25 protein-coding genes are annotated in these 26,585 nt (G+C 71.2%); 18 read left to right on the top strand and 7 right to left on the bottom strand.

Going from position 1 to position 26,585, the window contains the following annotated elements:
- Positions 1–3: 3 nt before the first annotated feature.
- From R4Z63_RS29885 to R4Z63_RS29875, 3 genes are all read right to left on the bottom strand, one after another.
- A complete protein-coding gene (locus R4Z63_RS29885; RefSeq protein ID WP_384455938.1) occupies positions 4–453 on the bottom strand; it encodes a universal stress protein in 450 nt (149 codons plus the stop codon).
- Positions 454–540: 87 nt separating this feature from the next.
- Positions 541–2,979: a glycoside hydrolase family 65 protein gene (locus R4Z63_RS29880; RefSeq protein WP_491522608.1), complete on the bottom strand. Its 2,439-nt coding sequence runs from the start codon at positions 2,977–2,979 to the stop codon at positions 541–543.
- The gene (locus tag R4Z63_RS29875; RefSeq protein ID WP_384455932.1) at positions 2,976–3,734 is read right to left on the bottom strand and encodes an HAD family hydrolase; all 759 of its coding nucleotides are present in this window, start codon (positions 3,732–3,734) and stop codon (positions 2,976–2,978) included. The genes R4Z63_RS29880 and R4Z63_RS29875 overlap by 4 nt, the downstream gene beginning before the upstream one ends.
- A 611-nt stretch (positions 3,735–4,345) precedes the next feature.
- On the opposite strand from R4Z63_RS29875, the gene R4Z63_RS29870 reads away from it, so the two are divergent.
- Together R4Z63_RS29870 and R4Z63_RS29865 are read left to right on the top strand one after the other, a co-directional pair.
- Positions 4,346–4,999, top strand: a complete 654-nt coding sequence (locus R4Z63_RS29870) for a CBS domain-containing protein (protein ID WP_384455929.1) — start codon at positions 4,346–4,348, stop codon at positions 4,997–4,999.
- Positions 5,000–5,075: 76 nt separating this feature from the next.
- Positions 5,076–6,095, top strand: a complete 1,020-nt coding sequence (locus tag R4Z63_RS29865) for a 1-phosphofructokinase family hexose kinase (RefSeq protein ID WP_384455925.1) — start codon at positions 5,076–5,078, stop codon at positions 6,093–6,095.
- A gap of 115 nt (positions 6,096–6,210) precedes the next feature.
- Here R4Z63_RS29865 and R4Z63_RS29860 read toward each other — a convergent pair whose 3' ends face one another.
- Positions 6,211–6,708, bottom strand: coding sequence for a nitroreductase family deazaflavin-dependent oxidoreductase (locus tag R4Z63_RS29860; RefSeq protein WP_384455922.1), 498 nt, complete (start codon positions 6,706–6,708; stop codon positions 6,211–6,213).
- Between the two features lie 269 nt (positions 6,709–6,977).
- On the opposite strand from R4Z63_RS29860, the gene R4Z63_RS29855 reads away from it, so the two are divergent.
- Positions 6,978–8,042 (top strand): PP2C family protein-serine/threonine phosphatase, encoded by a 1,065-nt coding sequence (locus R4Z63_RS29855; RefSeq protein WP_052030227.1) that lies wholly within the window; start codon positions 6,978–6,980, stop codon positions 8,040–8,042.
- Positions 8,043–8,148: 106 nt separating this feature from the next.
- On the opposite strand, the gene R4Z63_RS29850 is transcribed toward R4Z63_RS29855, so the two are convergent.
- Positions 8,149–8,706, bottom strand: coding sequence for a MarR family winged helix-turn-helix transcriptional regulator (locus R4Z63_RS29850; protein WP_384455919.1), 558 nt, complete (start codon positions 8,704–8,706; stop codon positions 8,149–8,151).
- A gap of 460 nt (positions 8,707–9,166) precedes the next feature.
- On the opposite strand from R4Z63_RS29850, the gene ectA reads away from it, so the two are divergent.
- The 13 genes from ectA to R4Z63_RS29785 all read left to right on the top strand — a co-directional run bounded on the left by ectA (position 9,167) and on the right by R4Z63_RS29785 (position 22,842).
- Complete coding sequence (gene ectA, locus R4Z63_RS29845) at positions 9,167–9,718, top strand: diaminobutyrate acetyltransferase (RefSeq protein ID WP_052030105.1); 552 nt, start codon at positions 9,167–9,169, stop codon at positions 9,716–9,718.
- A 61-nt stretch (positions 9,719–9,779) separates the two neighbouring features.
- Positions 9,780–11,048: a diaminobutyrate--2-oxoglutarate transaminase gene (ectB, locus tag R4Z63_RS29840; protein WP_037916866.1), complete on the top strand. Its 1,269-nt coding sequence runs from the start codon at positions 9,780–9,782 to the stop codon at positions 11,046–11,048.
- Positions 11,049–11,081: 33 nt separating this feature from the next.
- Positions 11,082–11,486: an ectoine synthase gene (locus R4Z63_RS29835; RefSeq protein WP_037916864.1), complete on the top strand. Its 405-nt coding sequence runs from the start codon at positions 11,082–11,084 to the stop codon at positions 11,484–11,486.
- 29 nt (positions 11,487–11,515) lie between these two features.
- Positions 11,516–12,418 (top strand): ectoine hydroxylase, encoded by a 903-nt coding sequence (gene thpD / locus R4Z63_RS29830; protein ID WP_037916860.1) that lies wholly within the window; start codon positions 11,516–11,518, stop codon positions 12,416–12,418.
- Positions 12,419–12,497: 79 nt separating this feature from the next.
- Positions 12,498–13,415, top strand: a complete 918-nt coding sequence (gene ehuB, locus R4Z63_RS29825) for an ectoine/hydroxyectoine ABC transporter substrate-binding protein EhuB (protein WP_384451538.1) — start codon at positions 12,498–12,500, stop codon at positions 13,413–13,415.
- 13 nt (positions 13,416–13,428) lie between these two features.
- Positions 13,429–14,106, top strand: coding sequence for an ectoine/hydroxyectoine ABC transporter permease subunit EhuC (gene ehuC, locus R4Z63_RS29820; protein WP_384451541.1), 678 nt, complete (start codon positions 13,429–13,431; stop codon positions 14,104–14,106).
- Positions 14,106–14,741, top strand: coding sequence for an ectoine/hydroxyectoine ABC transporter permease subunit EhuD (ehuD, locus tag R4Z63_RS29815; RefSeq protein ID WP_384451545.1), 636 nt, complete (start codon positions 14,106–14,108; stop codon positions 14,739–14,741). Before ehuC ends, ehuD begins: the two co-directional genes overlap by 1 nt.
- A gap of 22 nt (positions 14,742–14,763) precedes the next feature.
- Complete coding sequence (gene ehuA, locus R4Z63_RS29810; protein ID WP_384451619.1) at positions 14,764–15,525, top strand: ectoine/hydroxyectoine ABC transporter ATP-binding protein EhuA; 762 nt, start codon at positions 14,764–14,766, stop codon at positions 15,523–15,525.
- 65 nt (positions 15,526–15,590) lie between these two features.
- Complete coding sequence (locus R4Z63_RS29805; RefSeq protein ID WP_037916852.1) at positions 15,591–17,093, top strand: aldehyde dehydrogenase family protein; 1,503 nt, start codon at positions 15,591–15,593, stop codon at positions 17,091–17,093.
- Between the two features lie 113 nt (positions 17,094–17,206).
- A complete protein-coding gene (locus tag R4Z63_RS29800) occupies positions 17,207–18,745 on the top strand; it encodes a GMC family oxidoreductase (protein WP_384451547.1) in 1,539 nt (512 codons plus the stop codon).
- Positions 18,745–19,812 carry a quaternary amine ABC transporter ATP-binding protein gene (locus R4Z63_RS29795; protein ID WP_384451550.1) on the top strand — a complete coding sequence of 356 codons (1,068 nt, stop codon included), beginning with the start codon at positions 18,745–18,747 and terminating at the stop codon, positions 19,810–19,812. The genes R4Z63_RS29800 and R4Z63_RS29795 overlap by 1 nt, the downstream gene beginning before the upstream one ends.
- Positions 19,809–21,800 (top strand): ABC transporter permease subunit, encoded by a 1,992-nt coding sequence (locus R4Z63_RS29790; RefSeq protein ID WP_384682728.1) that lies wholly within the window; start codon positions 19,809–19,811, stop codon positions 21,798–21,800. Before R4Z63_RS29795 ends, R4Z63_RS29790 begins: the two co-directional genes overlap by 4 nt.
- Positions 21,801–21,882: 82 nt before the next feature.
- Positions 21,883–22,842: an ABC transporter substrate-binding protein gene (locus R4Z63_RS29785; protein WP_172671259.1), complete on the top strand. Its 960-nt coding sequence runs from the start codon at positions 21,883–21,885 to the stop codon at positions 22,840–22,842.
- An 84-nt stretch (positions 22,843–22,926) separates the two neighbouring features.
- Here R4Z63_RS29785 and R4Z63_RS29780 read toward each other — a convergent pair whose 3' ends face one another.
- Positions 22,927–23,922, bottom strand: a complete 996-nt coding sequence (locus tag R4Z63_RS29780) for a helix-turn-helix transcriptional regulator (RefSeq protein ID WP_384448634.1) — start codon at positions 23,920–23,922, stop codon at positions 22,927–22,929.
- Between the two features lie 231 nt (positions 23,923–24,153).
- On the opposite strand from R4Z63_RS29780, the gene R4Z63_RS29775 reads away from it, so the two are divergent.
- On the top strand, positions 24,154–25,059 hold the full coding sequence (locus R4Z63_RS29775; RefSeq protein ID WP_384448631.1) for an NADP-dependent oxidoreductase: 906 nt from the start codon (positions 24,154–24,156) through the stop codon (positions 25,057–25,059).
- 72 nt (positions 25,060–25,131) lie between these two features.
- On the opposite strand, the gene R4Z63_RS29770 is transcribed toward R4Z63_RS29775, so the two are convergent.
- Positions 25,132–25,743 (bottom strand): DUF4142 domain-containing protein, encoded by a 612-nt coding sequence (locus R4Z63_RS29770; protein WP_491522607.1) that lies wholly within the window; start codon positions 25,741–25,743, stop codon positions 25,132–25,134.
- A gap of 407 nt (positions 25,744–26,150) precedes the next feature.
- Here R4Z63_RS29770 and R4Z63_RS29765 point away from each other — a divergent pair, with 407 nt between their 5' ends.
- Positions 26,151–26,582, top strand: coding sequence for an NfeD family protein (locus tag R4Z63_RS29765; protein WP_037916845.1), 432 nt, complete (start codon positions 26,151–26,153; stop codon positions 26,580–26,582).
- Positions 26,583–26,585: the final 3 nt, after the last annotated feature.

Here is a 26,585-nt window from a genome sequence, read left to right as displayed (position 1 = left end):
CGGCTACTCAGCGGGCGCCTCCGGCCGGACGATGGTGACCGGGCAGGGAGCGTGCTGTGCCACCTGCTGGCTGACCGAGCCGAGCAGGGCCCGCCGGAATCCGCCGTGGCCTCGGCTGCCCACGACCAGCATGTCGGCGCCTTCTGCCTGGTCCACCAGAACCTCGGCGGGGTTGCCGCGCACCAGGCGCTCGTGCACCTGGGTGGCGCCGCGCTCGCCGAGGACCGTCCGGACCTCCTCGACCAGACGCCGTTCGGCCTCCTCCTCGTCGAAGTCTGCGTCCACCGCGGGGGCGGACCACGAGCCGGCACCGGGCAGGTCCCAGGCGGTGACCGCGTCCACTCTCCCGCCCACCAGGCCTGCGTACCGGACCGCCCAGCGCAGCGCGGCCTGGGACGAAGGCGATCCGTCGACACCCACTACGACGCGCGGAGCCTCAAGCTGGCTGTCCATCCCGACTCATCCTTTCGACGGCTGTACCTCCACAGTGTGCGAGACCGGCATGCCCCGCCACGCGAAGCGGCCGGTCACCGGCACCTGTCACCGGTTCGGGCCGCCGGGTGCGGCCCGCCCCCGGTCACGGTCGTCCGGCAGCCGGAACCACCTCTCTTCCCCGGCGGTGACGCTTGCCCGCCTGTCTCCGGGCAGGACGAGGGGCACGGGCCCCAGCCGGGACGGCGGAACCCGGATTCCGATCCGGCCGGGTCGGAAGGTGATGCGGATGTTCCGGTGCCCGAGGTAGCAGACCGGGAAGGTGGAGGCCGGCACTTCGGAGAGGGGCACCGGATCGACGTGCAGGCCGTCGGTTCCGGGATCGAGTCCGACGATGCCGCGCTCGACGAGGTCGAGCGTGCCGCCCATGGCACCGAGGTGGATCCCCTCTCCGGTGGTGCCGCCCTGGACATCGGCGATGTCACTGAGCAGGGCCTCCTGGCAGTAGCGCCACGCGCTCCCGCCCTGCTGCCGGGCGAGCACCCAACCGTGGACGAGGCTGCTGAGCGTCGAGCCGTGGCAGGTGCGCCGCAGGTAGTACGCCACCGTCCGCCGCCAGAGCTCGTCGTCCAGGCGGTAGCCGAGCCGGGCGAAGAGACGGGCGAGCTCCGAGGGCCGGAAGAGGTAGCCGAGCATGAGGGTGTCGGCCTGTTTGGACGCCTGGTAGCGGTTGGGCGTGTCCCCTTCGGCCTCCAGGATCCGGTCCAGCCGGCGGATGTCGTGGTAGCGAGCACGGTAGGCGTCCCAGTCCAGCTCGGCGAGGTCACCGTAGCCGTGGAACTGGCTGATCACGTCAGCGTGGAACGGCACGTACAAGCGGTGCGACACCTCCTCCCAGTGGTGCAGGTCGTCGACGCCGATGCCCAGGTGCGCACGGAGCTCCGCGCGTCTGGCGTTCGGGAGCTCTTCGTACAGGTCGAGGGCGCGGGCGAGCACCCATGCCGCTGCGACATTGGTGTACGCGTTGTCGTCGATGCCGGGGGCGGGGGCGTCCGGGTAGGCGTCGTGGTACTCGTCCGGACCGACGGCGCCGCGGATGCGGTACCGGCCGAAGCCGGCGTCCCACGTCGCGACGGCACCCCAGAAGTGGGCCACGTCCAGGAGGAGTTCGGCTCCGGGTCCGTGCATGAATCCGGCGTCGCCGGTGGCCCGTCCGTAATGCCACACGTTCCAGGCGACGGCGGAGCCCACGTGGTGGTGGAGGTGGGAGTGGTCGGGCAGCCAGCGGCCGGAGTGCGGGTTGAGGTGCAGCCGCTGGGTCTCCTCCGCTCCGGAACTACCGCTCTGCCAGGGGAACATCGCTCCCCGCACACCGGCCCGGCGGGCGGATTCCCGGGCTGCGGGGAGACGCCGGTGCCGGTACATCAGCAGGGCCCGTGCGGTCTCGGGAAAATGCAGGGAGAGATAGGGCAGGACGAAGAGCTCGTCCCAGAAGACATGTCCGCGGTACGCCTCCCCGTGGAGGCCCCGGGCCGGAACGCCGGCGTCGATCTCCGCGGTGTGCGGGGAAAGCGTCTGCAGGACGTGGAAGGCGTGCAGGCGCAGGATCCGTCCCGTCTCGCCCGGGGCTTCCACTTCGCCCTGGTTCCAGAGCAGTTGCCACGAGGCCCGGTGGGCGGCCAGCAGGGCGGCGAAGTCCCGAGCGTGGACCACGTGCTCGATACTGCTGCTCAGCGGATCGCCCCAGGGGCGGTCGAGGGAGATGAAGAGTGCTGCGGTCTTCACGACCACGACGTGCTCCGCGCGCCTGATCGGCAGGACCAACGTCTGCCGGACGCCGGTGGCCGTGCAGGCACTGCGCACACCGGCCGGGGTCCGGGCCCGCAGGCGTACGGCGAGCCCGACCCTCAGGTGCGAGTCAGCGGTGGCGCAGGACAACCACGCGACGTCGTCCGCCCCCAACCCGGCCCGGTGGTCGACGAGGTGCTGTCCGGCCAGGTCGCGGTAGCGGTCGACGCCCGTGTTCGCGATGTCTCCGTCCAGCACGGCCTCGATCTCGACCCTGCCGCGCCAGCCGTACGCGGTGAGGACGGTGCGCTGCGCCGCGAGACGCGGGTCACCGGCGTGGACGAGACGGGTGTGGGTGACACCCAGGCGGCGGCCCTCGGCGTCGTGGAACAGCATGCGGCGGGTGAGCGTTCCCGATCGCATGTCGAGCGAGACGGAACAGTGGCGCAGGGTGGGGTGGTCGGGGGTGAGCCAGTCTCCCGGGGCCGCACCTTCGGGCAGGCAGCGGTAGCGCAGGGCGGTCCAGTCCGGCAGGCGGACCACGTCCTCGTTGGAGATCTTCCGTCCGGCGACCGTGGAAGTGAGCCGGTCGTAGCAGCCGGCGAGGTACGTGGCCGGGTAGTGGACGGCGTCGGCGACGGTCTCCGGGGATGAACCCCTCGTGGCGAAGCGTCCGTTGCCGAGGGTGCACAGGGACTCGACCAGCCGCTCGGCCTTCGGGTCGTAGCTGCGGTACTCCCACCGCCAGGCGGTGTTCACGGGCGACCGCCCTGGAGGACGGCGGGCAGTTCGGTCAGACCGCGCAGGACGAGGTGGGCGCCGTGTGCCAGGAGGGCCTCGCGCAGGTGCGGATCGTCCTCCCGGTCGAGTCCCACGACCAGCCGGAATCCTCCGCGGCGCGCGGCTTCCACGCCGACGAGTGCGTCCTCCACCACGGCCGCCCTCGCCGGGGCGGTACCGAGGCGGGCGGCGGCTTCCAGGAAGAGGGCGGGGGCGGGCTTTCCGGGCAGGTCCAGCGCGGCGGCGTCCTCACCGTCCACCAGTGCATCGAACGAGCTGCCGAGGTGCGCGGCTTCCAGGAGGGCGCGGGCGTGGCGGGACGCCGAGACGGCCGCGCACCGCAGCGACCTCTCGCGCAGCTGCCGGAGGGTGGGCGGGACGTCGGCGAAGGGCCTGACGTCTTCGGTCCGGAGAGCCTCGGAGAAGATCTGCTCCTTGCGGGCCGCCACGGCGTGGACGGTTCCGCAACCCGGTGGATCCTGCGGGGTCCCGGCGGGAAGCGCGATCCCGCGGGAGGCGAGGAAGGCGCGTACCCCGTCGAGGCGGGCCCTTCCGTCCACCAGCTCCCGGTAGTCGCGCAGTGCGTCGAAGGGTCGTGGTGGCCTCCCTTCGCGCCCCGACTGCCATGCGGCGAGGCAGCCGTCGAAGGCCTCCTTCCAGGCGGCCGCGTGACGGGTTTCGGTGGCGAGAAGCACTCCGTCGGTGTCGAAGACGACCGCTTCCGGACCGTTCATGACGCGCGCGTCACGCGACGGCAGGCGGGCCGGACCGTCCGCGGGACCGTGACGCGTCCGTGGGGGGCCTGGCCACCGGGTCCGGGAGCTTCTGCCGGCGGGTCTGTCGGGGGCCGCGGAAGACGAGTCCTTGCATGGCGGTCCTCTCATGGTGGGCGCCCCTGACTGCTACGGGGGTGCGGTAGACGTCGGGCTGCGCATCCGCGGCTCCTCCGCGCTTGGGCCGGTCGGCCCCCGCCGGGGGGACCGGTCGGGTCTGGCCCGCGGGCCCGGTGACTGCGACGGTGGGATCGGACACCGTCCCCGAAAGGAGGGCCCATGTCCGGGTCGACCCCGCCTTCCGTCGGCCGCCCGGCCCTGCCGGACGTCCCCGGCAGCCTCCGGACGGTCACCGTCGTCGGCTGCGGGCTCTTCCAGGGTGGCGCGGACCCGCGCCGCCGCAACCGGAACCTGCCGCGCCCCGTCCGTCACGGCTTCCGCGGCCCGATCCCGCCCGGCGCCCCCGCGGCCCGGCCCCGCCCGGCGCCGGGCGCCCGGCGAGAGCGTGCCCCTCGACGGCGCACACCGCCGGCAGCGGAACCCCGCTCGCCCACGCACCCGAGGACCACACCATGACCTCCACCCCGTACACCGTCGCCGACGTGATGACCACCCAGGTCGTCGCCGTCACGCCCGACACCGGATTCAAGGACATCGCCGCCGCGATGAAGCGGTGGAAGGTGACCGCGCTCCCCGTCGTCGAGGGCGAGGGCCGTGTCGTCGGAGTGGTCTCCGAGGCCGATCTCCTGCCCAAGGAGCAGTTCCACGAGCACGGCCCGGGCATGATCGACCGGATGCGGCGCCTCGGTCACGACGCCAAGGCCGGATCCACCCACGCCGAGGACCTCATGACCAGCCCCGCCGTCACGATCCGACCCGACGCCGTCCTGCCCCGGGCCGCTCGCCTGATGGCCGACCGCCGCATCAAGCGCCTCCCGGTGGTCGACGCGGACGGCACCCTCAGGGGCATCGTCAGCCGCGCCGACCTTCTCAAGGTCTTCCTCCGCACGGACGAAGAGCTCACCGAGGAGATCCGCCGCAGCGTCATAGAGCGCCTCTTCCCGGTCTCCCACGGCAGGGTCACGGTCACCGTCGCGCGGGGGACCGCCACCCTGACCGGCAGCGTGCGCGACCCGCACCTGATTCCCATGGCCGAACGACTCGCCCGGTCCGTCGAGGGCGTCGTCGACGTCCGCTGCCGGCTGGAGGCGCGCGGCGCGGCGTGAGCTCGGTCCTCCCGTCCGGCCGGGCGGGTGCCAGGCGTCGGGGCTTCGGCGACAGGGGGCGGAGAGGAGGTACGCGATGACCGCCGCAGGGGACGTGGCGCGACCGGGTGCCGGGAGCGTGCAGCAGGGCGAAGCCCGCGGGGACGCCGCAGGGCCGCCCGTCGTCACCTTGACGATGAATCCCGCGGTCGATCTCTGCTGGGAGGTCGACCACCTGGAGGAGATCGGAAAGAACCGCGCGCGGGTCAGGTCCGTGGCCGTCGGCGGCGGAGGGATCAACGTCGCACGTCACGTCGTCCGCTTCGGAGGACGGGCCACCGCCGTCCACACCGCGGGAGGCGAGGTCGGCCTGCGCCTCAACCGGCTGCTGGAGGAAGAGGGCATCGACCACGTGTGCGTCGACATCGAGGACGACACCCGCGAAGCACTCGTACTCTTCGATGCCGCGTCGCGTCGCAGCTACCACGTCGTGCCTCCCGGCCCACGACTGCACGCACGGGAGGGACAGCGGGGCCTGGAGGTGCTGGCGCAGGCTGCCGCCGGCAGCCCGTACGTCGTGGCCAGTGGAAGCCTGCCGGGCGGCCTGTCCGACGACTACTACGCGGCCGTCGCCCGCCAGGTCAGGGAAGCCGGGTCGCGACTGGTGCTGGACACCTCCGGTCCTGCTCTTCGGGCAGCGCTCACGGAGGGCGTGTTCCTGTTCAGGTGCAACCGGACGGAGGCCGCCGGGCTCACCGGCCGGGCCGTCAACGGCTTCGACGACGCCCGAGCCCTCAACGAGCACCTGCTCGAATCGGGGGCCGCCGAGATCGCCGTCACCACGCTCGGAGAGCTGGGCGCCCTGTGCTCGACCCACCTCGGCCACACCGAGCTCCACGCACCGCCGCTGCCCGGCGAACCCCTGAGCGATGCGGGGGCGGGAGACAGCATGGTCGCCGCTCTCACCACGGAGCTGGTCGCCGGAGCGGACCCCGTCAGCGCCTGCGCCCTGGGCGTGGCCACGGCCGCCGCAGCGATGCTCACCCCCAGCACCGAACCCTTCGACGTGGACGTGGCGCTGGCGCTCCGCTCGCAGGTGAGGACCGCCGGTGCCTGAGGGGCCCCACCGTACCCCGCCCCGGCACGGACTCCGCCTTCGCCCGTCCCGGGACCGGTGGAGGACGGCGGGCAGGCCCTTCGCCCGGACCACGTGCGTCCCGCCGGCGGCGCCGTCAGCCCCATCGGCGCGGAGGCACCTCGTCCAGGCGGACGAACGGAATCTGCCGGCCCGCTGCCCGGAACGACTCCGGGTCGTGCGTGGGCTCGCCCAGGGCGAGCCAGCGGCACAGGACCCGTGCGGCGCGCGGGTGCCGTGCGGAATAGTCGGCCATGACCTCGCCGCCTTCGTCCGCCGTGAGGAAGTGCGCGCTGACCGGATAGACCTTCCGACCGACCTGGATGGTCACCTTCGGAACGTGCCGCAGGTTCCGGTACCACTGGGCCTGGGCCCCGAATCCCGAGGCGACGGTCCAGCTCCCCCGGGCCGGATCGTGAGCCACCACCTCCAGACAGACCTCGCGGGGCTGCCCGGACACGCGCCCGATGTGCCGGAGGAGGAGCATCCGCCTGCCGAGGAGCGCGCCGAGGCCGATGCGGTACAGGCCGATCGGCAGCCGGGCGACTGCTCTGCGCCAGCCCGTGGGCGCTTGCGGGCGCTGTCGTGGGCTCACCGTGCCGCCCCCGGCTCCCGCGTCATGGCGCAGCCGCTGCCGACAAGTACGTAACAGTCGCATCGCGGGGTGATTTGCTGGATAAACTTTTGCATAGTCTAAACGTGACACGCGGCGGGCCCTCCGATCAACAGCCGCTTCCGTGTCGATGGACAGGAATGGGCGCTGCTGTCCGCACGCCGACGAGGACCCGGGAGTACGACGTGGATCTCCATCGCTCCGGGAGCGTCCCCGGCAAGCGCGCGCTGCTCGCGATCCCCTATGCGGTGATGGCCATCGTCGCGGTGGCGGACGTCACCGCGGGACCGGGAGTGGGACTGCTGCCCCTGGTCTCGCTCGGGCCGGCCTTCGCCGGCCTCGCGGGCAGTTGGCGCCGTACGGCCGCCATCGGCGCGGCGGCGATGGCCCTGTGCTGCGCTCTGGGTCTCTACGACGGCCTCTTCCAGAACCGCCGCGGCTACACCGCCTTGACCGCGGTCGCCGGGGTGACCGTCGCCGGCATCGCCGCGGCCCTGGTCCGCGGACGTCAGGAGCGCGAGCTCGCAAGCGTCCGCACCATTGCGGAGGCGGCTCAGCGGGTACTGCTGCGGCCGGTGCCGCGCAGCGCCGGGCACCTGCGCGCGGCGGTCTCCTACACCTCCGCCGTCGCGGAGGCCCGGATCGGCGGGGATCTGTACGAGGTCGTTCCGGTGCCCGGGGGTGGCGTCCGTGTGATCATCGGCGACGTCCAGGGCAAGGGGCTGGAGGCGGTCGAGACGGCGGCGACCGTGCTCGGCGCATTCCGTGAAGCCGCGCACGACGAGCCGCACCTGACCGGTGTCGGCGCCCGGGTGGACCGGGCGGTTCTGCGCACCCTGGGAAGCGACGGTTACGGAGAGAAGTTCGTCACGGCGCTGCTCGCGGAGATAACGGAAGCCGGCGGGGTCGTCTTCCTCAACTACGGTCACGCGCCGGCCATGCTCCTGCGGCCGTCGCGCCCCCCGGCCTTCCCCGAACCCCCTCAGCCCGCTCCGCCGCTCGGCCTGGCCTGGAGTGCCGCGGACGGCCCCCAGCCCTACAGCATCGACTTCGGCCCTGGAGACCAACTGCTCCTCTACACGGACGGTGTCTCGGAGGCCCGCGACACCGATGGCGTCTTCTATCCCTTGGGGGAGCGGAGTGGGCTGCTGTCGGACCCGGATCCCCAGCAGGCTCTCGACGCGCTGCGCGAGGATGTCGTGGCCTACGCCGGCGGGCCCCTGCACGACGACGCGGCCATGCTGTTGCTGCGGTGCCGGCAGGACGCGGGCGTCGGACCGGTGGGCCGGTCTGACGAGGCACCGGCGCCGGCCTGACCGTAAGGGCCGGTGCGGCGCTGCCGGCCGCCCCGGGTGCGCACGGCGTCCGTCCCGACGGGCGCGAGGCTTCGGCGTAGCGGCCCCTGGGGGCCGTCACCGCTTCCTAGGCCGACTTCCCATCCCTGCGGCCGGATGTGTCGCTCCATCCGAGAGGGAAAAGCGGCCTGTCCCCTTTGGACACGGACGGCTCTCCCCCGGCGGCGTTGAACGCGGTGAGCGCGCTGACCAGTGCGGTGCGCTGACCGGGGTCGATACGCGCGGCGATGGCCGCGATCTCCTCCCTGCGCCGGGCCGTGACCTCTTCCACGAGCCGCAGTCCGGCCGGTGTCGCCGTCAGTATCGTCTCGCGGCGGTTCTCGGGATTGGGCCGCCGGTCCGCCAGTCCCGCCGTGATGAGCCGATCGACCATGCGCATCGCCGTCGAGGGATTCACGCCCAGGGCGTCCGCGAGCACCACCAGCTTCGCCGCCCCGCGCGTGGCCAGCACCACCAGCATCCGGAACTGCGCGAGCGTGACCTTGTCCTCGGCGGCCGCCAGTGAGCGGGCGGAAACCGCCACGAGGAGCCGCGAGGCCGTCAGCAACGCCCGGGTCACGTCGTCCACGTCATCGGTGTCATCCACGCCGAACGGAGAAGCTTCGGCGCGCGGGAGATCGGTCATACCCCTTTCTACCGCCTGCGCCCCCCGGCGCGCTGAACGGGCCCACTCCCGCTCAGCGGGCCGGCCTGCGGAGCACCCTGCCCGCTTCGGCGGGGCCGTCGCTCACCGCCGCCCCGGCTTCCGGATCGGGGAGGACGGCGGTCTCGATCGTGCCCCTCCGTCCCCGGGCGCACCAGCAGTACCGAAGGGCGTCTATATCCGCCCAGCAGCCGACGAAACCCCCGGGCACCCGGCGAAGCCATAACGTTCAAGTGGCAAATTTGGCACAGAGCAAAGACGTTGCACGCTCGTTATAAATCAAGGGTGGTGGGGCAAATATCCGACTTTTTCCTACCCAAAGGCTCGCACTGTTCACCCTCAGCAGCTCCAGAAGCGCCTCGCCTTCTATCACGAACAGGTGCATCTTCGTAACCCTCTAGGGCCATGCGATCTAGTCCGGTCATGGGTAACTTCGGCCCGCATGACCGCCCATGCAGAACTGGCCTCATACCGAAAGCCCCTCACATCCGCTTCTGTCAGCTCCACCGTGCACATCGACCGCCCCCGCCCGAGCGACGGCACCGCCCTGTGGCGCCTCGCCCGCGACTCCAGGACCCTGGACCTCAACTCGTCCTACAGCTACCTCCTCTGGTGCCGTGACTTCGCCGGCACGTCCGCGATCGCCCGCGATCGGGCCGGCCGGGCCGTCGGGTTCGTCAGCGGCTACCTGCGGCCGGACCGCCCCGGGACCCTGTTCATCTGGCAGACCGCCGTCGACGAATCCGTCCGCGGGCTGGGGATCGCCGGGGCCATGCTCGACAGCCTCTCCGCCCGGGTCGCCGCGGAACACGGACTGAGCTTCCTGGAGACCACCATCACCCCCGGTAACCACTCGTCGGAAAGGCTCTTCGCCTCGTACGCCGAGCGTCACGGCGCGGCCCTGGAGCGCGAGGTGCTGTTCCCGGCCGACGCCTTCCCCGGGGGCGGGCACCAGCCCGAGGTGCTCCACCGCATCGGGCAGCTCCACTTCTGACCCGGTCGCCCGCCGCCCGTACGCCGAACACCGAACACCGAACACCGACTGGAGATCCGCCTTGACCATGACCGAGCCGGTACTGTCCGTCTTCGAGACCGTGGAGTCCGAGGTGCGCAGCTACTGCCGCGCCTGGCCCGTCGTCTTCGAGCGCGCCAAGGGCAGCCGGCTGTACGACGAACACGGCCGCAGCTACCTGGACTTCTTCGCCGGCGCCGGGTCCCTGAACTACGGCCACAACAACCCGGTCCTGAAGCGGGCCCTGCTCGACTACCTGGAGCACGACGGCATCACGCACGGGCTCGACATGTCGACCACGGCCAAGAGGACCTTCCTGGAGACGTTCCGCTCCCGCGTCCTCGAACCCCGCGCACTTCCCTACAAGGTGATGTTCCCGGGGCCCACCGGAACCAACGCCGTCGAAGCGGCACTCAAACTGGCCCGGAAGGCCAAGGGTCGCGAGTCGGTGGTCTCCTTCACCAACGCCTTCCACGGCATGTCACTCGGTTCCCTCGCCGTCACCGGCAACGCCTTCAAGCGGGCCGGGGCCGGCATCCCCCTGGTCCACGGCACGCCGATGCCCTTCGACAACTACCTCGGCGGCAGGACCCCCGACTTCCTCTGGTTCGAGCGCCTCCTGGAGGACCAGGGCTCCGGCCTCAACCAGCCGGCGGCCGTCATCGTCGAGACGATCCAAGGCGAGGGAGGGATCAACGTCGCCCGCGCGGAGTGGCTCCGCGCCCTCGCGGAACTGTGCCGACGCCGCGACATGCTGCTCATCGTCGACGACATCCAGATGGGCTGCGGCCGCACGGGCGGGTTCTTCTCCTTCGAGGAAGCGGGCATCACGCCCGACATCGTCACCCTGTCCAAGTCCATCAGCGGCTACGGACTGCCCATGTCCCTCTGCCTGTTCAAGCCCGAGCTGGACCTGTGGGAGCCGGGCGAGCACAACGGGACATTCCGCGGCAACAACCCGGCCTTCGTCACCGCGGCCGCCGCTCTGGAGGCCTACTGGAGCGACGGGTCCCTGCGCGAGCGCACCCTCGTCCACGGCGGGCGCGTCGAGAGCGCCCTGCGGGAGCTGTGCGCGGAACACGGCCGGCTGGGCGCGACGTACCGGGGTCGCGGACTGGCCTGGGGCATCGAGTTCACCCAGCGGGAACGCGCGGCGGCGGTCTGCCGCAAGGCCTTCGAGCACGGCCTGCTGGTCGAGACCTCCGGTCCCGAGGACGAGGTCGTGAAACTGCTCCCGCCGCTCACCATCACCGACGAGGAACTCGACGAGGGCCTGGCGATCATCGCCCGCGCCGTCCGTGAAACCGCCTGACCGCACGGCACCGACACCACGAAGGACAGCACCATGATCGTCCGATCGTTCAAGGACATCGAGGGAACCGACCGTCACGTCAGGGCGGCCTCCGGTACCTGGGAGAGCAAGCGCATCGTCCTGGCCCGGGAACGCGTCGGCTTCTCCCTCCACGAGACCGTCCTGTACGCCGGCACCGAGACGTCCATGTGGTACGCGAACCACGTGGAGGCCGTGGTCTGCACGGCCGGAGAGGCCGAGCTCACGGACGAGGAGACCGGAATCACCTACACGATCACGCCGGGAACCATGTACCTGCTCGACGGCCACGAGCGGCACACCCTGCGCGTCCGCCAGGAGTTCCGCTGCCTGTGCGTCTTCAACCCGCCCGTGACCGGTCGCGAGGACCACGACGAGAACGGCGTCTACCCGCTGCTCACCGAACCCGACCACCACTGAACGCGCAGAAAGGAGAGACAGGTACCACCATGAACCACGCCACCACGCGAACCGTGCGCGACCTGTATCCGACCCGCGGCTCCGAGGAAGTACTGATCGGTCGCAAGGACCCGGTCGTCTGGTCCGAGCCCGGCACTCCGGGCCCGATGTGGGCCCACGAGCTGGAGAGCTACGAGCGCGACGGCTTCCTGGCCGTGGACCAGCTGATCACGCCCGAGGAGGTGGACGTCTACCGGACCGAGATGGACCGGCTGCTCCGTGACCCCTCGACGCTGGCCGACGACCGGTCCATCGTGGAGCCCAAGTCCCGGGAGGTGCGCTCCGTCTTCGAGGTCCACCGGATCAGCGAGGTGTTCGCGGGCCTCGCCGCGGATCCGCGCGTCGTCGGCCGCGCACGTCAGATCCTGGGCTCCGACGTGTACGTGCACCAGTCCCGGATCAACGTCAAGCCCGGTTTCGGCGCCAGCGGCTTCTACTGGCACTCCGACTTCGAGACCTGGCACGCCGAGGACGGCCTGCCGAACATGCGCACCGTGTCCGTGTCCATCGCCCTGACGCAGAACCACACCACCAACGGCGGGCTGATGATCATGCCGGGATCGCATCGGAGCTTCCTCGGCTGCGCCGGTGCGACGCCCGAGGACAACTACAAGAAGTCCCTCCAGATGCAGGACGCCGGCACCCCGTCGGACGCGGCACTGACCAAGTTCGCCTCCGCGTGCGGGATCACGCTCTTCACCGGCGCGGCGGGCTCCGCCACCTGGTTCGACTGCAACGCGATGCACGGTTCGGGCGACAACATCACGCCCTACCCGCGCAGCAACGTGTTCCTCGTCTTCAACAGCGTGGAGAACCGTCCGGTGAAGCCGTTCGCCGCCCCGGTGCGCCGCCCCGCCTACATCGCCTCACGGGACTTCACCCCCGTCGGCTGACACCTCCGACCGGCCGGTCCGGCGCAGCGCGCCGGACCGGCCGGTCCCCCCTGCCCGCAAGGCCACCGAAAGGAATCAGATGCCCCAGCACAAGGACCTCTCCCGGAGAGGGTTCCTCTCCCGGACCGCTGCGCTCGGGGGCGCGGTCCTGGCGCCGGGCCTGATCACCGCGTGCAGCCGCACCGAGGTGGGGTCCGGAGCTCCCGCCGACGACGGCGAACTGCTGGCGAAGCTGCGCGGGCAGGGGTACGTCCGCGTCGGGTTCGCGGGAGAGGCTCCCTACGGCTTCCAGGACGGCAACCAGCTGGCGGGCGAGGCCCCCACACTGCACCGGGAGATCTTCTCCGCACTCGGGGTCCGTGACATGCGCCCGACGCTGACCGAGTTCGGGGCCTTGATCCCGGGTCTGCTGGCCGGACGCTTCGACGTCGTGAGCGCCGGAATGGCCATCACCCCCGAGCGGTGTGCCAAAGTCGCCTTCTCCGAGCCAGAGTTCGTCTCGCCCACGGCGCTCATGGTGCCCAAGGGCAACCCCCGGAAGCTGAGCGATCTGGATTCGGTCGCCGGCGGCGGCGCCACGGTCGGGGTGCTGACCGCCGCCGTCGAGGCGACGTACGCGCAGGGGGCCGGCGTGGCCGCTTCGTCGGTCAAGTCCCTCGCCAAGCAGCAGGACGGCCTCGACGCGCTGGTGGCCGGGCGGATCGACTGCTTCGCGCTCACCGGCATCTCGCTGCGCTGGCTCGCCCGGACGAACTCCGACGCGCCGGTCGAAGTCCTGGAGCCGTTCCTTCCGAAGCTGAACGGGACACCGCAGTACAGCCCCGGAGGCGCAGTGTTCCGGCCCGGGGCGACGGCGCTGCGGGACGCCTTCAACGGCGAGCTGGCGAAGATCACCGGCGACCCCGCCCGCTATGTCGCGCTGATCGGCAAGTACGGGTTCACCGAGGCGGAGGTCCCCCCGGCGACGCTCCGGACCGCCGGACTGTGCGCGCAGTGACGAGAACCTCGACATGACCGACTTCTTCCACGAGTTCACCCGATCGCTGCCCGGCATCGGCGAGGGCATCGGGGTGACCCTGCTGGCCACCGCGCTCAGCGCGGCGGTGGCCCTGCTGGTGGCCTTCGGCTTCGGACTCATGACGCGCTCGCCCCGGTTGCTGGTACGCGGACCGGCCCGGTTCGCCGTCGAGTTCTTCCGCGGTACGTCGCTGTACGTGCAGTTGTTCTGGCTCTTCTTCGCCCTCCCCGTCCTCGGTATCCGGCTGGAACCCATGGCCTGTGCCGTCGTCGCCTTCGGCCTGAACTTCGGTGCGTACGGCTCCGAGGTCGTGCGCGGCGCGCTCGGCTCCGTCCCGCGCTCCCAGTGGGAGGCCGCGCTCGCGCTCGGGATGAGCCCGCGGCAGCGCTTGACCCGGGTGATGCTGCCCCAGGCGTGGGTGCAGATGGTCCCGCCGTTCGGCAACCTCCTCATCCAGCTCCTCAAGGCCACTCCCCTGCTCTCCTTGATCACCATCGCCGACCTCACCTTCGAGATGGACCAGCTCAGGTCGCTCACGGGCAGCACCGCAGAGGCCTACCTCGCCATTCTGGTGATCTACTACGCCATCGCCGCAGCACTGAACTCCTTGATGAAGGCAGTGGAGTCGTCGGCGAAGACCCGGCTCGGCCAGGACGCGGGGGGCTCCTGATGTGGTCCTGGGAGACGGCCCGGGAAGGGCTGCCGGTCATCCTGAGCGGGTTCCGCACCACCCTGCTCGCCACGGTGCTGGGCTCCGCGCTCGCGATGGCACTGGGTCTGGTGATGGCGGTGCTGCTGCGCAGTCCGACGCGCTGGGTGACCCTGCCCCTGCGCCTGGCCGCCGACTTCGTGCGGTCCACGCCCGTGATGATCCAGCTGTTCGCCGCCTGGGTGCTCATCCCCGGACTCGACGCGCTGACCCTGGGCATCGCCGTACTCGGCGTCCACTACGCCTGCTACACGTGCGAGGTGTACCGGGCGGGCATCGACGCGGTGCCTGCGGGCCAGTGGGAGGCCTGCACCGCGCTGTCGCTGCCGCGGCGGCGGGTGTGGTGGGCGGTGGTCCTCCCGCAGGCGGTGCGCAACGTCCTGCCGGCGCTGGGCAACTACGTGATCTCGATGTTCAAGGAAACCCCGTTCCTCTCGGTGATCGCCGTGCAGGAGATGGTGCAGCGCGCGAACGAATACGGCAGCGTCCACTTCGCGTATCTCGAGGCCTTCACCCTGGCCGCCCTGCTCTTCCTCATCGCCGGCTACCCCGCCTCCGTGCTCATGAGACGACTGGAGAAACGCCTTGCCCAGTGAGATTCCGACCCCGGCGGCGGAGATGGTCCGCTTCGACGGGGTCGTCAAACGCTTCGGCGAACAGACCGTGCTGGACGGGCTCGATCTGAAGGTCGCCCGCGGCGAGAAGGTCACGCTGATCGGGCCCAGCGGCTCCGGCAAGACCACCATCCTGCGTCTGCTGATGACGCTGGAGCGGGTCACCGAGGGAACCATCCATGTGGACGGAAAGCCCTTCTCGCACATGCCGGACCGCCGCGGGGGCGGGCTGGTGCCCGCCGACGAGAAGCACCTCGCCGTAGCCCGCCGGCGCATCGGCATGGTCTTCCAGCAGTTCAACCTGTTCCCGCACATGAAGGTGCTGGAGAACGTGATGGAGGCCCCCGTCCACGTACTGGGCCTGAGCAAGGACGAAGCGGCCGAGCGCGCCCGGGAGCTCCTGGACCTGGTGGGGCTCGACGACAAGCACGGCGCGCACCCCGTACGCCTCTCCGGCGGCCAGCAGCAGCGGGTGGCCATCGCGCGCGCCCTGGCCATGCGACCGGACATCCTCCTCCTCGACGAGGTCACCTCGGCACTCGACCCGGAGCTGGTGGCCGGGGTCCTCGACGTCCTCAGGGACATCGCACGGACCACGGACATCACCATGCTCTGCGTCACCCACGAGATGGGCTTCGCCCGGGACGTATCCGACCGGGTCCTGATGTTCGACCACGGCCGGGTGCTGGAGTCAGGGCCTCCCGAACGACTCTTCGAAGCACCCGCCCACGAGAGGACCCGGTCCTTTCTCGGCGCCGTCCGCTGAGCCGGACAGCACACCCAGGCACCGCACCCGGTGCCGTCCACACGGAAACAGAAGGCCGTCAGCACTTGTCGACTCAGAGAACCATCCACATCGCCGGCACCTGGCGAGGCGCCCACTCCGGCGACACCCGCCAGATCATCGACCCGGCGGACGGTCAGCCCTTCGCCGTGGTCGCCGAGGGCGGCCCGCAGGACGCGGACGCCGCGGTCACCGCGGCGCGCGCCGCCTTCGACGCGGGTACCTGGCCCGGCACGCCGGTCCCCGAACGGGCCGCGCTGTTGCGCCGGACGGCTTCCCTCCTGATCCGGGACCGCGAGGAACTGGCCCTCCTGGAGAGCCGGGACGCGGGCAAGACCGTCGAGGAAGGACGGGCGGACGTGGACTGCGCCGCCGACGCCTTCCGCTATTTCGCCGACCTGGTCATCGGTGAAGGCGCCGGACGCGTCGTCGACGCCGGCACCGAGACGGTCCACAGCGTGGTCGTGCACGAGCCGGTCGGGGTCTGCGCGCTCATCACCCCGTGGAACTATCCGCTGCTCCAGGTGAGCTGGAAGGTCGCACCGGCACTCGCCGCCGGCAACACCTTCGTCGTGAAGCCGAGCGAGCTCACCCCGCTCACCACGGTCGCCCTCGTCGCGCTGCTCGCGGAGGCGGGACTACCGGCCGGCGTCGCGAACGTCGTGACCGGACCTGGCCACACCGTGGGGGCCCGTCTGGCCGAGCACCCCGACGTCGACCTGGTGTCGTTCACCGGCGGTGTGACCAGTGGCGTGAAGGTGGCGGAGGCGGCCGCGCCCGGCGTCAAGAAGGTGGCACTGGAGCTCGGCGGCAAGAACCCCAACGTCGTCTTCGCGGACTCGTGCGAGACGCCGGAGGGCTTCGACACCGCGGTCGACCAAGCGCTCAACGCCGCCTTCATCCACAGCGGGCAGGTCTGCTCCGCCGGTGGCCGCCTGATCGTCGAGGAGTCCCTGCGCGAACGCTTCGTCGCCGAGCTGAGCCGCCGGGCCGGTCGCATCCGGCTGGGCAGGGGAACCGAGAAGGGCGTCGAGTGCGGGCCGCTCGCGTCGCTCGCCCAGCTGGAGCGGACCGAGGCGTACGTCGCCTCCGCCCTGGCCGACGGCGCGGTGCTGCGCAGCGGCGGGGCCCGGCCGAAGCCGAACGGAGTCCTTCCCGAAGGCGGGTACTTCTACGAACCGACGGTGCTCGACCGGTGCCATCGCCAGATGCGCGTGGTGCGTGAGGAGGTCTTCGGTCCCGTGCTGACCGTGGAGACCTTCCGCAGCGAGGACGAGGCCGTAGCGCTCGCCAACGACACCGACTACGGGCTGGCCGGAGCCGTGTGGACAGCCGATGCCGGCCGCGCCCGGCGGGTCGCCGCGAGGCTCCGCCACGGCACGGTCTGGATCAACGACTACCACCCCTACCTGCCCCAGGCCGAGTGGGGCGGCTTCGGCAAGTCGGGCATCGGCCGCGAACTCGGCCCCACCGGGCTCGCCGAGTACCGGGAGACCAAGCACGTCTACCACAACCTCGCGCCGCGTCCCGTGCGGTGGTTCTCGGGATGACACGACGACCGGGCTGCCCGCGCCCCGGCAGCGGCCCGGTCCACGGCGCGACCCGCCGACACCCGCACCGACAGCACCACCCGCATCACCCGCATCACCTGGAGAAACACGTCATGCCCGACCACATATACGACTACGTCATCGTCGGCGGCGGCACCGCCGGCTCGGTGATCGCCTCCCGTCTCACCGAGCAGCCCGGGGTCACCGTCGCCGTCATCGAGGGCGGACCCAGCGACGTCGACCGGCCCGAAGTCCTCACCCTGCGCCGCTGGATGGGCCTGCTCGGCGGGGAGCTCGACTACGACTACCCCACCACCGAACAGCCCCGTGGGAACTCCCACATCCGGCACAGCCGGGCCCGCGTCCTCGGCGGCTGCTCGTCCCACAACACCCTCATCGCCTTCAAGCCCCTCCCTTCCGACTGGGAGGAGTGGGTGGCACACGGCGCGCAGGGCTGGGACGCCGCCGCCATGGAGCCGTACTTCGCCAAGCTCCTGAACAACGTGGTGCCGGTGGCCGAGAAGGACCGCAACGCCATCGCGCGCGATTTCGTCGACGCCGCCCACCGCGCGCTCGGCGTGCCGGTCGTGGAGGGCTTCAACGCGGAGCCCTTCCATGAGGGCGCCGGCTTCTTCGACCTGGCCTACGAGCCCGAGGGCAACCGGCGCTCCTCCGCGTCGGTCGCGTACCTGCACCCCGTCTTGGACCGCCCGAACCTCCACCTGCTGCTGGAGACCTGGGCCTACCGGCTGGAGTTCGAGGGCGACCGGGCGACCGGAGTCCACGTCCGCACCAAGGACGGCCAGGAGATCCTCGTACGGTCCAGGCGGGAGGTCGTCGTCTGCGCCGGGGCCGTGGACACTCCCCGGCTGCTGCTCCACTCCGGGATCGGTCGGCGCGAGGACCTGGACGCCCTCGGCATCGAGGTGCTCCACGATCTTCCCGGGGTCGGCGAGAACCTGCTCGACCATCCCGAGTCCGTCATCGTGTGGGAGACGCGGGGACCGATACCCGACAACTCCGCGATGGACAGCGATGCGGGGCTGTTCGTCCGGCGCGACCCGGACTCTGCGGGGCCCGACCTGATGTTCCACTTCTACCAGATCCCCTTCACCGACAATCCCGAACGGCTCGGCTACGAACGGCCCCGGCACGGCGTGTCGATGACTCCCAACATCCCCAAGCCCCGCAGCCGGGGGCGGCTCTACCTGACCAGCTCCGACCCCGCGGTCAAACCCGCCCTGGACTTCAGTTACTTCACCGACGAGGACGACTACGACGGCCGGACCCTGGTGGACGGGATCAGGATCGCCCGGGAGGTCGCCACGACCGAGCCTCTCGCTTCCTGGCTGGTCAGAGAGGTCTGCCCCGGCCCGGAGGTCACCGGTGACGAGGAGCTGAGCGAGTACGCGCGCCGTGTCGCCCACACCGTGTACCACCCCGCCGGAACCTGCCGCATCGGCGCGCCGGACGACCGCCTCGCGGTGGTCGCACCCGATCTGACGATCAGGGGGCTCCAGGGCATTCGCATCGCCGACGCGTCCGTCTTCCCCACCATCCCCGCCGTGAATCCCATGATCGGTGTGCTGATGGTCGGCGAGAGGTGCGCCGACCTCCTGGTGTCGGCCGCCGCGCCGGAAAGGACCGTCTGATGGACACCACCAGCGATCCCGTGTTCTCCGTGCGAGGGCTGTGGAAGGTCTTCGGCCCGAAGGCCGGACAGATTCCGGGCGACACCCGGTGGGCGGGACTCACCACCGAGGAGATCCGTGCCCGTACCGGCTGCACCGCCGCCGTCCGGGACGTGTCCTTCGACATCGGCAAGGGCGAGGTCTTCGTCGTCATGGGCCTGTCCGGCTCGGGCAAGTCCACCCTGGTGCGCTGCCTGACCCGGCTGATCGAGCCCACGGCCGGATCACTCGCCATCGACGGCGAGGACGTCCTCGCCATGGACCCGTCCCAGCTGCGCGAACTGCGACGGCACCGTGCCGCCATGGTCTTCCAGCACTTCGGTCTGCTCCCGCACCGCACCGTCCTCGACAACGTCGCCTACGGGCTGCAGATCCAGGGGGTCTCCAGGGCCGGGCGCCGGGCCCGCGCGCTGGAGGTCATCGAGAAGGTCGGGCTCACCGGTCTGGAGGACCGCCGCCCCGACCAGCTCTCGGGCGGTCAGCAACAGCGGGTCGGTCTGGCGCGGGCCCTGGCGGCAGACCCCGAAGTGTTGCTGTTCGACGAGCCGTTCAGCGCCCTCGACCCCCTCATCCGACGGGACATGCAGGAGGAGGTCATCCGTCTGCACCGGGAAGAGGGCCGCACGATGGTTTTCATCACCCACGACCTCGCCGAAGCGCTCAAACTCGGCGACCGCATCGCCCTCATGCGCGACGGCGCCGTCGTCCAGCTGGGTACGCCGGAGGAGATCGTGACCCGCCCCGCCGACGACTACGTGCGGGAGTTCGTCCGCGACGTCCCGCGCGAACAGGTCGTGACCGTGGCCCGGGCCATGCGCCCCGCCCGGCCGGAGGAGACCGGCGCCGGCGCGGCCCTGGCCCCCGACGCCACGGTCGCGGAGGGCATCACGGCCGTCGCCCGGGACGGTGTGCCCGCCAGGGTGATGGCCGGGGACCGCCTGCTCGGTGTCGTCGACCAGGCCGCGCTTCTTGCGGTCGTCGCCGGACTGGAGCCGCGCGCCGCCGACGCGGGCGTGGTGACGGCATGAGCACGACCGCCCCGGACCCCGTCGTGGAGGCCGATGCGCCGGAGGTCCAGCAGCAGGGCCTCTCGTCGTGGACGGCCTGGCGGCCCTCGCCTCCTTCCGCCCGGACCCTGCTCCTGGCGTTCGCCCTGCTGCTGCCGGCCATCGCGCTGCTCGGCGACGCCGGCTGGCCGCAGGCCCTGCGCATCGATCTCGTGCCCACCCTGGACTCGTTCGCCGACTGGGTGGTGGACAACCGGGACACCCATCCGGTGTTCCTGTACTTCCTGCTGCACCTGTCGAACACGGCCACCGCATCGGTGGACTGGGTACACGGGCTGCTGACCTCCGCCGGCTGGACCGGCCTGCTGGCCGTCTCGGGAACGCTCGCCTGGTACGCGGCCGGCGCGGGCCGCAACGGCCTGCGGCACGCGGCCGTGGCGTTCGGGGCCCTGGCGGGATGCGGGCTGCTGGGGCTGTGGGAGCCGGCGGTGGAGACCCTCGCCCTGATGCTGGTCGCCGTGGCAGTGGCGGCGGCGCTCGGCCTGCTGCTCGGGCTGGCCGCCGGCCTGTCGGACACCGCCCAGCGGGCGCTTCGCCCCGTACTGGACACGATGCAGGTCCTGCCCTCGTTCGCGTACCTGCTGCCACTGGTCCTGGTCTTCGGCATCGGCACCCCGTCCGCTCTGATCACCACGGTCGTCTACGCGACCCCGCCCATGGTCCGCATGACCGCGCTGGGTCTGCGGGGGGCCGACGCGTCGGTACTGGAGGCCTCCCGCTCGCTCGGTTCGACGAAGTGGCAGCGGCTGCGCACCGCGCGGCTGCCGCTCGCCCGGCACCAGCTGCTCCTGGGACTCAACCAGACGATCATGATGGCGCTGTCCATGGTGGTCATCGCCTCCGTGGTCGGCGCGGGCGGTCTGGGCGAGAGCATCTACCAGGCCCTCAAGACCCGTGACTTCGGACAGGGCCTGACCGCGGGCCTGGCCATTGTGATGATCGCGGTGTGGCTGGACCGGACGACGGCCGCGGCCGGAGCCCGTACCGGCGCGCGGCCCGGGCAGCGGGCGGCCGCGGTCGCCGCCGTGGTGGCCGTCGTGGGCCTGTTGTCGGGGCAGTTCCTGGCGCGGGGCTGGCCCGAAGGCCTGACCGTGGACTTCGCCGCCCCGCTGAACACGTCCATGGACTGGATCGTCGGCCACTTCTACCAGGACGTTCCGGTCCTCGGCGGCACGGACGTCTGGGCGGGGGGCATCACCACATGGGTGCTGAACCCGCTCAACGACGGACTTCAGGCCCTTCCTTGGTGGTCGCTGCTGATCCTGGCCGGGCTGACCGCGCGCGCCGTGGGGACCTGGCGGGGCGCCGTGACCGCCGTGCTCGCGCTCGCGGCCGTCGGGGTCCTCGGCATCTGGGGCAAGTCGCTCTACACCCTGTCCCAGGTCCTCGTCGCCGTGGCGCTCACGCTGCTGCCGGGCTTCGCCCTCGGCGTGCTCGCCGCCCGGGTCGGGCGGGTCGAACGGCTGCTGCGGCCGGTCCTCGACGCAATGCAGACCCTGCCGCAGTTCATCTACCTCATCCCGGTCGTCCAGCTCTTCAACGCCGGCCGGGTCGCGGCGATCACCGCGGCGGCCGTCTACGCCCTGCCCGCCGTCGTGCGGATCACGACCCAGGGCCTGAAGCAGGTGGACCCGGCCGCTGTGGAGGCGTCGCGCTCGCTCGGCGCCACCACCTGGCAGCAGATCCGCCAGGTGCAGTGGCCCCTGGCCAGGCCTGCGCTCTTGGTCGCCGCGAACCAGGGGGTCGTACTCGTCCTCGCCGTCGTCGTCATCGGCGGCCTGGTCGGCGGCGGCGCTCTCGGCTTCGACGTGGTCAAGGGCCTGACGGGCGGTGAGCTCGGCACCGGGCTCGTCGCCGGCGCGGGCATCGTCTGCCTGGGTCTGATGCTCGACAAGCTCACCCAGCCGAAGACGCCGTCGGCGTCCGCGGCGCCGGCGGCCCGGCACTGAGGCCGGGCCGCCTCGACCGTTCCCCCGTCCCCTCCCCTCGTTCTGTCCCCTCCCCCCTTCCCCTTGTGAAAGGCATGCTGAAATGATCACCACCATCCGTCACCGCGCTTCCTTCAGAACCGGGGTCGCCGCCGCGGGCCTGCTCGCGCTGCTGACCGTCAACGCGTGCAGCGCGGCCGAGACCACCAGCAGTTCCAAGGTCGTCAACCTCCACACCCCGTCCTGGGTGGGCGCGGAGGTCAACACCGCCGTCGCCGCGTACCTCCTGGAGCACGAGCTCGGCTACACCGTCAAGACCAAGCAGATGGACGAGACCCCGGCCTGGGACGCGATGAGCCAGGGCAAGATCGACGCCATCCTGGAGGACTGGGGCCACCCGCAGGAGGAGAAGCGGTACGTCGAGGGCAACAAGAGCGTCGTCGCGGCGGGCGATCTCGGGGTCACCGGCCACATCGGCTGGTTCGTTCCCAAGTACGTGGCCGATGAGCACCCGGACGTCACGGACCACAAGAACCTGAACAAGTACACCGATCTCTTCAAGACCCCGGAGAGCGGTGACCAGGGCCAGTTCATCAAGGGCGACCCGTCCTACGTGTCCTACGACAACGCTCTGATCAAGAACCTCCAGCTCGACTACAAGCCGATCGAGGCCGGTGCCGAGGCGACCCATCTCGCGCAGCTGGAGCAGCTGTACAAGAACAAGAAGCCGTTCCTCACCTACTGGTGGACGCCGCAGTGGATGAACGCGACCCTGGACCTCGTCGAGGTGAAGCTTCCCGAGTACAAGGAGGGCTGCGACCAGGACAAGGACGCCGTGGCCTGCGCCTATCCCGACGTACCGCTCAAGAAGTGGATGAACGCGAAGTTCGCCGCGGAGGACAGCGACGCGGCGAAGTTCCTGAAGAACTTCCAGTGGACGACCGAGCAGCAGAACCTCGTCGCCAAGTACGTGGCCGCCGACAAGATGACCTCCGAGAAGGCCGCCGAGAAGTGGGTCAAGGAGAACGAATCGGTCTGGAAGGCCTGGCTGCCGAAGAAGTAGCGCACGCAACGGCCGGCCCTGCCCCACTCGTTCATGAGGCAGGGCCGGCCGATGGCGCCACCGGGGTGGCGCGGCCCCGTCGCGTCACCGGTGGCCGGACAGAGTTGATCCGCCGGGTGTACCGGCGGCAGCACTGCCGGGAAGCGGCGGCGCGGGTCGCGGACTCCGCGCGGTCCAACTGCCCAGCAGCCTCAGCGCCTCCTCCGCGTCCGCGTCCGGGGCGGTGAAGACGACCAGTGTTGTGTCGGTGTCACCGGCCAGCGCCATGGTCTCGTAGTCCAGCTCGAGGCAGCCGATCAGAGGATGACGGAAGCGCTTCGTCCCATAGCCCTTCTCGCGCACTTCCTGCGACGCCCACAGGTCCCGGAACTCCGGGCTCCGGCTGCTGAGCCCGACTACCGTCTCGGCCAGGTGCGCGTCCTGCGGACGGCGGCCGGCCGAGAAGCGCAGGAAGGCGACGGTCTGGCGGGCCACGTCATCCCACTGGGGGTAGAGAGCCCTCGCCTCAGGGTCGAGGAAGACGTGGCGCGCGAGGTTCGGCGGACCGGTCGAGGCTCGGGCGAGGCCGGTGACGAGCGCCCGGGCGAGATGGTTGGCGGCGAGGACGTCCATCGCGGCGTCCAGCACGTACGCCGGGACCGCGCTCACAGCCGCCAGCAGACGGTGCACCTGATCCCTGACCGCCCCGCCGGGCGCATCGCCGGTACCCCCCGCGCCGACGCCTCCCCGGGGAGCGGAGGAGGACGCCTGATCGCCAAGGCGCTGCGCAGGGCCCTGCACGGGCACGCCCCCGCTCGAAGGCGCGGCGCGGCGGGTGAGGTCGTACAGGTGGGCGCGCTCCGTCGCGTCGAGGTGCAGCACCCGGGCCAGCGCGTCCAGCACCGCGTCGGACGGGTGCCGGGCGCGCCCCTGTTCGAGACGCGTGTAGTAGACGGCGCTGACGCCCGCGAGTTCGGCGACTTCCTCGCGGCGAAGACCCGGGACCCTACGGGGGCCGAAGACCGGGATGCCGGCGTCGGACGGGCGCACCCGGGACCTCCGGGACACGAGGAAGGATCCGAGCGGGTTGGATGAGTTCACGCGAGCCAGTATGCGCGCGCACCGGTGCCGCCGCCTCTCCCTGCCAGTACCCCCCTTCGCCTGCGGCCCGCGTCCCGTCCGTGCCCCGCCTGGTACTCACGAGGTAGTGGCTGTGCCGGCGCCGGACCGCCAGGGTGATCACAGGTGCACGACCGCACCGCGCCGCGGCCCGACGCACTCGATCGTCCGGGCGGCAGCACACCGATGTGAGACAGGACAGGAGCGACTTCGATGCGCGCAGTGGTCTTTTCCCGGTACGGCGATGAGAACGTCCTTGAGGTCACGGAGCGGCCCGCCCCGGTTCCGGCGGAGGGTGAGGTACTGGTGAGGGTCCTGGCGGCCGGGGTGAACCCGGTCGACTGGAAGCACCGCGCCGGCGAGGTCCGCAACGACCGGCCCTTCCCCCTGGGGATGGGCTGGGACGTCGCGGGCGTCGTGCTGAGCACGGTGCCCGGCGGCCCGGCCGTCGGGGAGGCCGTGTACGGGATGCTGCCCCTGCCGTACGGCGGCGCCTACCAGGAAATCTGCGTCCTCCCGGCCTCGGCCGTAGCACCCAAGCCGGCCTCGTTGTCCTACACGGAGGCCGCTGCGGTCCCGTTGGCCGCTCTGACGGCGTGGCAGGCTCTGGAGGCGGCCGGGGTGCGGGACGGCCGGCGCGTACTGGTCCATGCGGGTGCGGGCGGCGTGGGGCACTTCGCCGTACAGTTTGCCCGGCACTTCGGAGCGCATGTCACCGCCACCGGCTCCGCCCCCAACCTGGAGTTCATCACGCACCTCGGCGCCGATCGCGCCCTGGACCGGGCGGAGACCGATCTCTCCTCCGCGGGACCCTTCGACGCCGTTGTCGACACCGTGGGCGGCGCGGTACAGCGCGCGTCGTGGCGGCTCCTGCGCCCCGGTGGCACGCTCGTCACCCTGCCCGAGGACGTGGACGAGACTCACCGCGTTCCGGGGGTCGACGCCCGGCGCATCATCGTCTCGGCCGACGGCACCGCACTGCGACGGATCGGTTCGCTCATCGACGCGGGCTCGGTACGGGTCGTGATCCAGTCGGTCCTCCCCCTGGAGGACGCAGCCAGTGCGCACCGGATCAGCAAGGAGGGCCGGGTGCGCGGGAAGCTGGTCCTCAGCCTCTGACCGGTCGGCCCGCGCCGGGACCGCGAGGCTCGGGCGGGTGCCCAGGTGCGCGGTGCCCAGGTGCCCCGGCGGTCACTTGGGTATCGAAGAGGCGACGTCGTCCAGCGTGGCGTCCGTCACGAGCCCGGTGTCCTCCAGGACGTCCATGTGGTCCTGGACCGTGATGTTGGCCTGCGTGGACAGCCTCCTGACCGTGGGGCTCTTCGTGGACGCGCGGACCTCGCCGATGGTGATGAAGACCTTGCCGTGGGAGGCCCGGAGCAGATCCACGAAGAGCCGGTCGAACGCCGGCCCCTGGGCCCGCTTCAACTGGTCCACCCAGCCTTGCTGTTCGGCGGTCGCCTGGTCGGGGATCGGGACGTTCAGCGCGAGCGCGTCCTCGCGGACCAGTTGGTCGAGTTTGCTGTGCCCGTCGAGAAGGTGCAGCCCGGCCCGTTTCACCGCTTCGCTCGACGCGCGCGTCTGGGCGAGTCGGCCCGCCGGGATCTCCCACAGTCCGGCCTGCCTGACCTTCGTGAGGAAGGTCTTGTCCAGGTCGGTGAGGGCGCCGGTATCGGCCACGTCCGCTGCTGGGCCCGTCGCCGCCGCGGGGAGTTCGCCGGACACCACCTCCACCCGCGAGTCGTTGCGCTGGGAAAGCCACACGCTGGTGGTGGCGATGGCGGCGACGAGAACGACGACCACAGCGGTCAGACGCCCGCGGCCCCGGTTTCGACGGAATGAGCGCCGGTTGCCGGCGTGAGATTTCATCATGCCTCCTCAGGTGCCCGTCGGTCCGATGTGCTGTGGTGGCACCCGATCCCGCCGAGGCCCTGGCCACGCTAACCTTTGCCCTGGGCAAACGATTCGATTCAGCAATGATGCTCAAAAGCCCGGGACCTGCGGCGGCGGTCGGATATGCTCCCCGCCCTTCGGGCCGGGTCGGCACGCGGCCCGAAGGGCGGGCGATCCGCTCCCGCCCGCGGAGGCGGACGCCAGGGGACCTCCGGACCCGGCGGCCGCGCTGCCCACCCGATTCCCCTCGGGATAATTGGGTAAAAAGGATAAAAGCTTTCATTTCATCGCCCTCCGCCGGGCGGGAGGTGTGCGCCATGGATCCCTGGCTGGTCTGGCTGATCACCGCGGTGGTCCTGTGCGCGGCGGAGATCTTCACCCTGACCGCCTCCCTTGCCCTGCTCGGCGGCGCGGCGCTGATCACGGCCGGCTTCGCCGCGCTCGGGCTCCCGCTTCCCTGGCAGTTCCTCCTCTTCGCTGCGGTGTCGACCGCCGGCCTGGTCTTCGTGCGCCCGGCGGCACTCCGCCGCCTCTCCCCGCGGGCCGAAGAACGTTTCGGCGTGGACGCCCTCGTCGGTGGCGCCGCCTACGTCACCTCGGAGGTTTCGAAGCTGGGCGGACGGGTCCGTGTCGGCGGCGAGGAGTGGACCGCGCGCTCCTACGACGAGACGCTCGTGATACCGCCCGGCACGACCGTGGACATCCTCGAGATCAAGGGCACCATCGCACTCGTCTACCCACGGGAGTGAAGC

This window comes from Streptomyces sp. PL-29, from assembly GCF_058344425.1.
Note: the sequence above shows the minus strand (reverse complement) of the source record. Positions and strands in the feature narration are given on the sequence as shown.

Bases quoted from the DNA above. Each gene is read 5' to 3' on its own strand.
- R4Z63_RS29885 (WP_384455938.1), bottom strand. From the start codon at position 453: ATGGACAGCCAGCTTGAGGCTCCGCGCGTCGTAGTGGGTGTCGACGGA.
- R4Z63_RS29875 (WP_384455932.1), bottom strand. From the start codon at position 3,734: ATGAACGGTCCGGAAGCGGTCGTCTTCGACACCGACGGAGTGCTTCTC.
- R4Z63_RS29870 (WP_384455929.1), top strand. From the start codon at position 4,346: ATGACCTCCACCCCGTACACCGTCGCCGACGTGATGACCACCCAGGTC.
- R4Z63_RS29865 (WP_384455925.1), top strand. From the start codon at position 5,076: ATGACCGCCGCAGGGGACGTGGCGCGACCGGGTGCCGGGAGCGTGCAG.
- R4Z63_RS29855 (WP_052030227.1), top strand. From the start codon at position 6,978: ATGGCCATCGTCGCGGTGGCGGACGTCACCGCGGGACCGGGAGTGGGA.
- R4Z63_RS29850 (WP_384455919.1), bottom strand. From the start codon at position 8,706: ATGACCGATCTCCCGCGCGCCGAAGCTTCTCCGTTCGGCGTGGATGAC.
- ectA (WP_052030105.1), top strand. From the start codon at position 9,167: ATGACCGCCCATGCAGAACTGGCCTCATACCGAAAGCCCCTCACATCC.
- R4Z63_RS29835 (WP_037916864.1), top strand. From the start codon at position 11,082: ATGATCGTCCGATCGTTCAAGGACATCGAGGGAACCGACCGTCACGTC.
- thpD (WP_037916860.1), top strand. From the start codon at position 11,516: ATGAACCACGCCACCACGCGAACCGTGCGCGACCTGTATCCGACCCGC.
- ehuB (WP_384451538.1), top strand. From the start codon at position 12,498: ATGCCCCAGCACAAGGACCTCTCCCGGAGAGGGTTCCTCTCCCGGACC.
- ehuC (WP_384451541.1), top strand. From the start codon at position 13,429: ATGACCGACTTCTTCCACGAGTTCACCCGATCGCTGCCCGGCATCGGC.
- ehuD (WP_384451545.1), top strand. From the start codon at position 14,106: ATGTGGTCCTGGGAGACGGCCCGGGAAGGGCTGCCGGTCATCCTGAGC.
- ehuA (WP_384451619.1), top strand. From the start codon at position 14,764: ATGGTCCGCTTCGACGGGGTCGTCAAACGCTTCGGCGAACAGACCGTG.
- R4Z63_RS29800 (WP_384451547.1), top strand. From the start codon at position 17,207: ATGCCCGACCACATATACGACTACGTCATCGTCGGCGGCGGCACCGCC.
- R4Z63_RS29795 (WP_384451550.1), top strand. From the start codon at position 18,745: ATGGACACCACCAGCGATCCCGTGTTCTCCGTGCGAGGGCTGTGGAAG.
- R4Z63_RS29790 (WP_384682728.1), top strand. From the start codon at position 19,809: ATGAGCACGACCGCCCCGGACCCCGTCGTGGAGGCCGATGCGCCGGAG.
- R4Z63_RS29785 (WP_172671259.1), top strand. From the start codon at position 21,883: ATGATCACCACCATCCGTCACCGCGCTTCCTTCAGAACCGGGGTCGCC.
- R4Z63_RS29775 (WP_384448631.1), top strand. From the start codon at position 24,154: ATGCGCGCAGTGGTCTTTTCCCGGTACGGCGATGAGAACGTCCTTGAG.
- R4Z63_RS29765 (WP_037916845.1), top strand. From the start codon at position 26,151: ATGGATCCCTGGCTGGTCTGGCTGATCACCGCGGTGGTCCTGTGCGCG.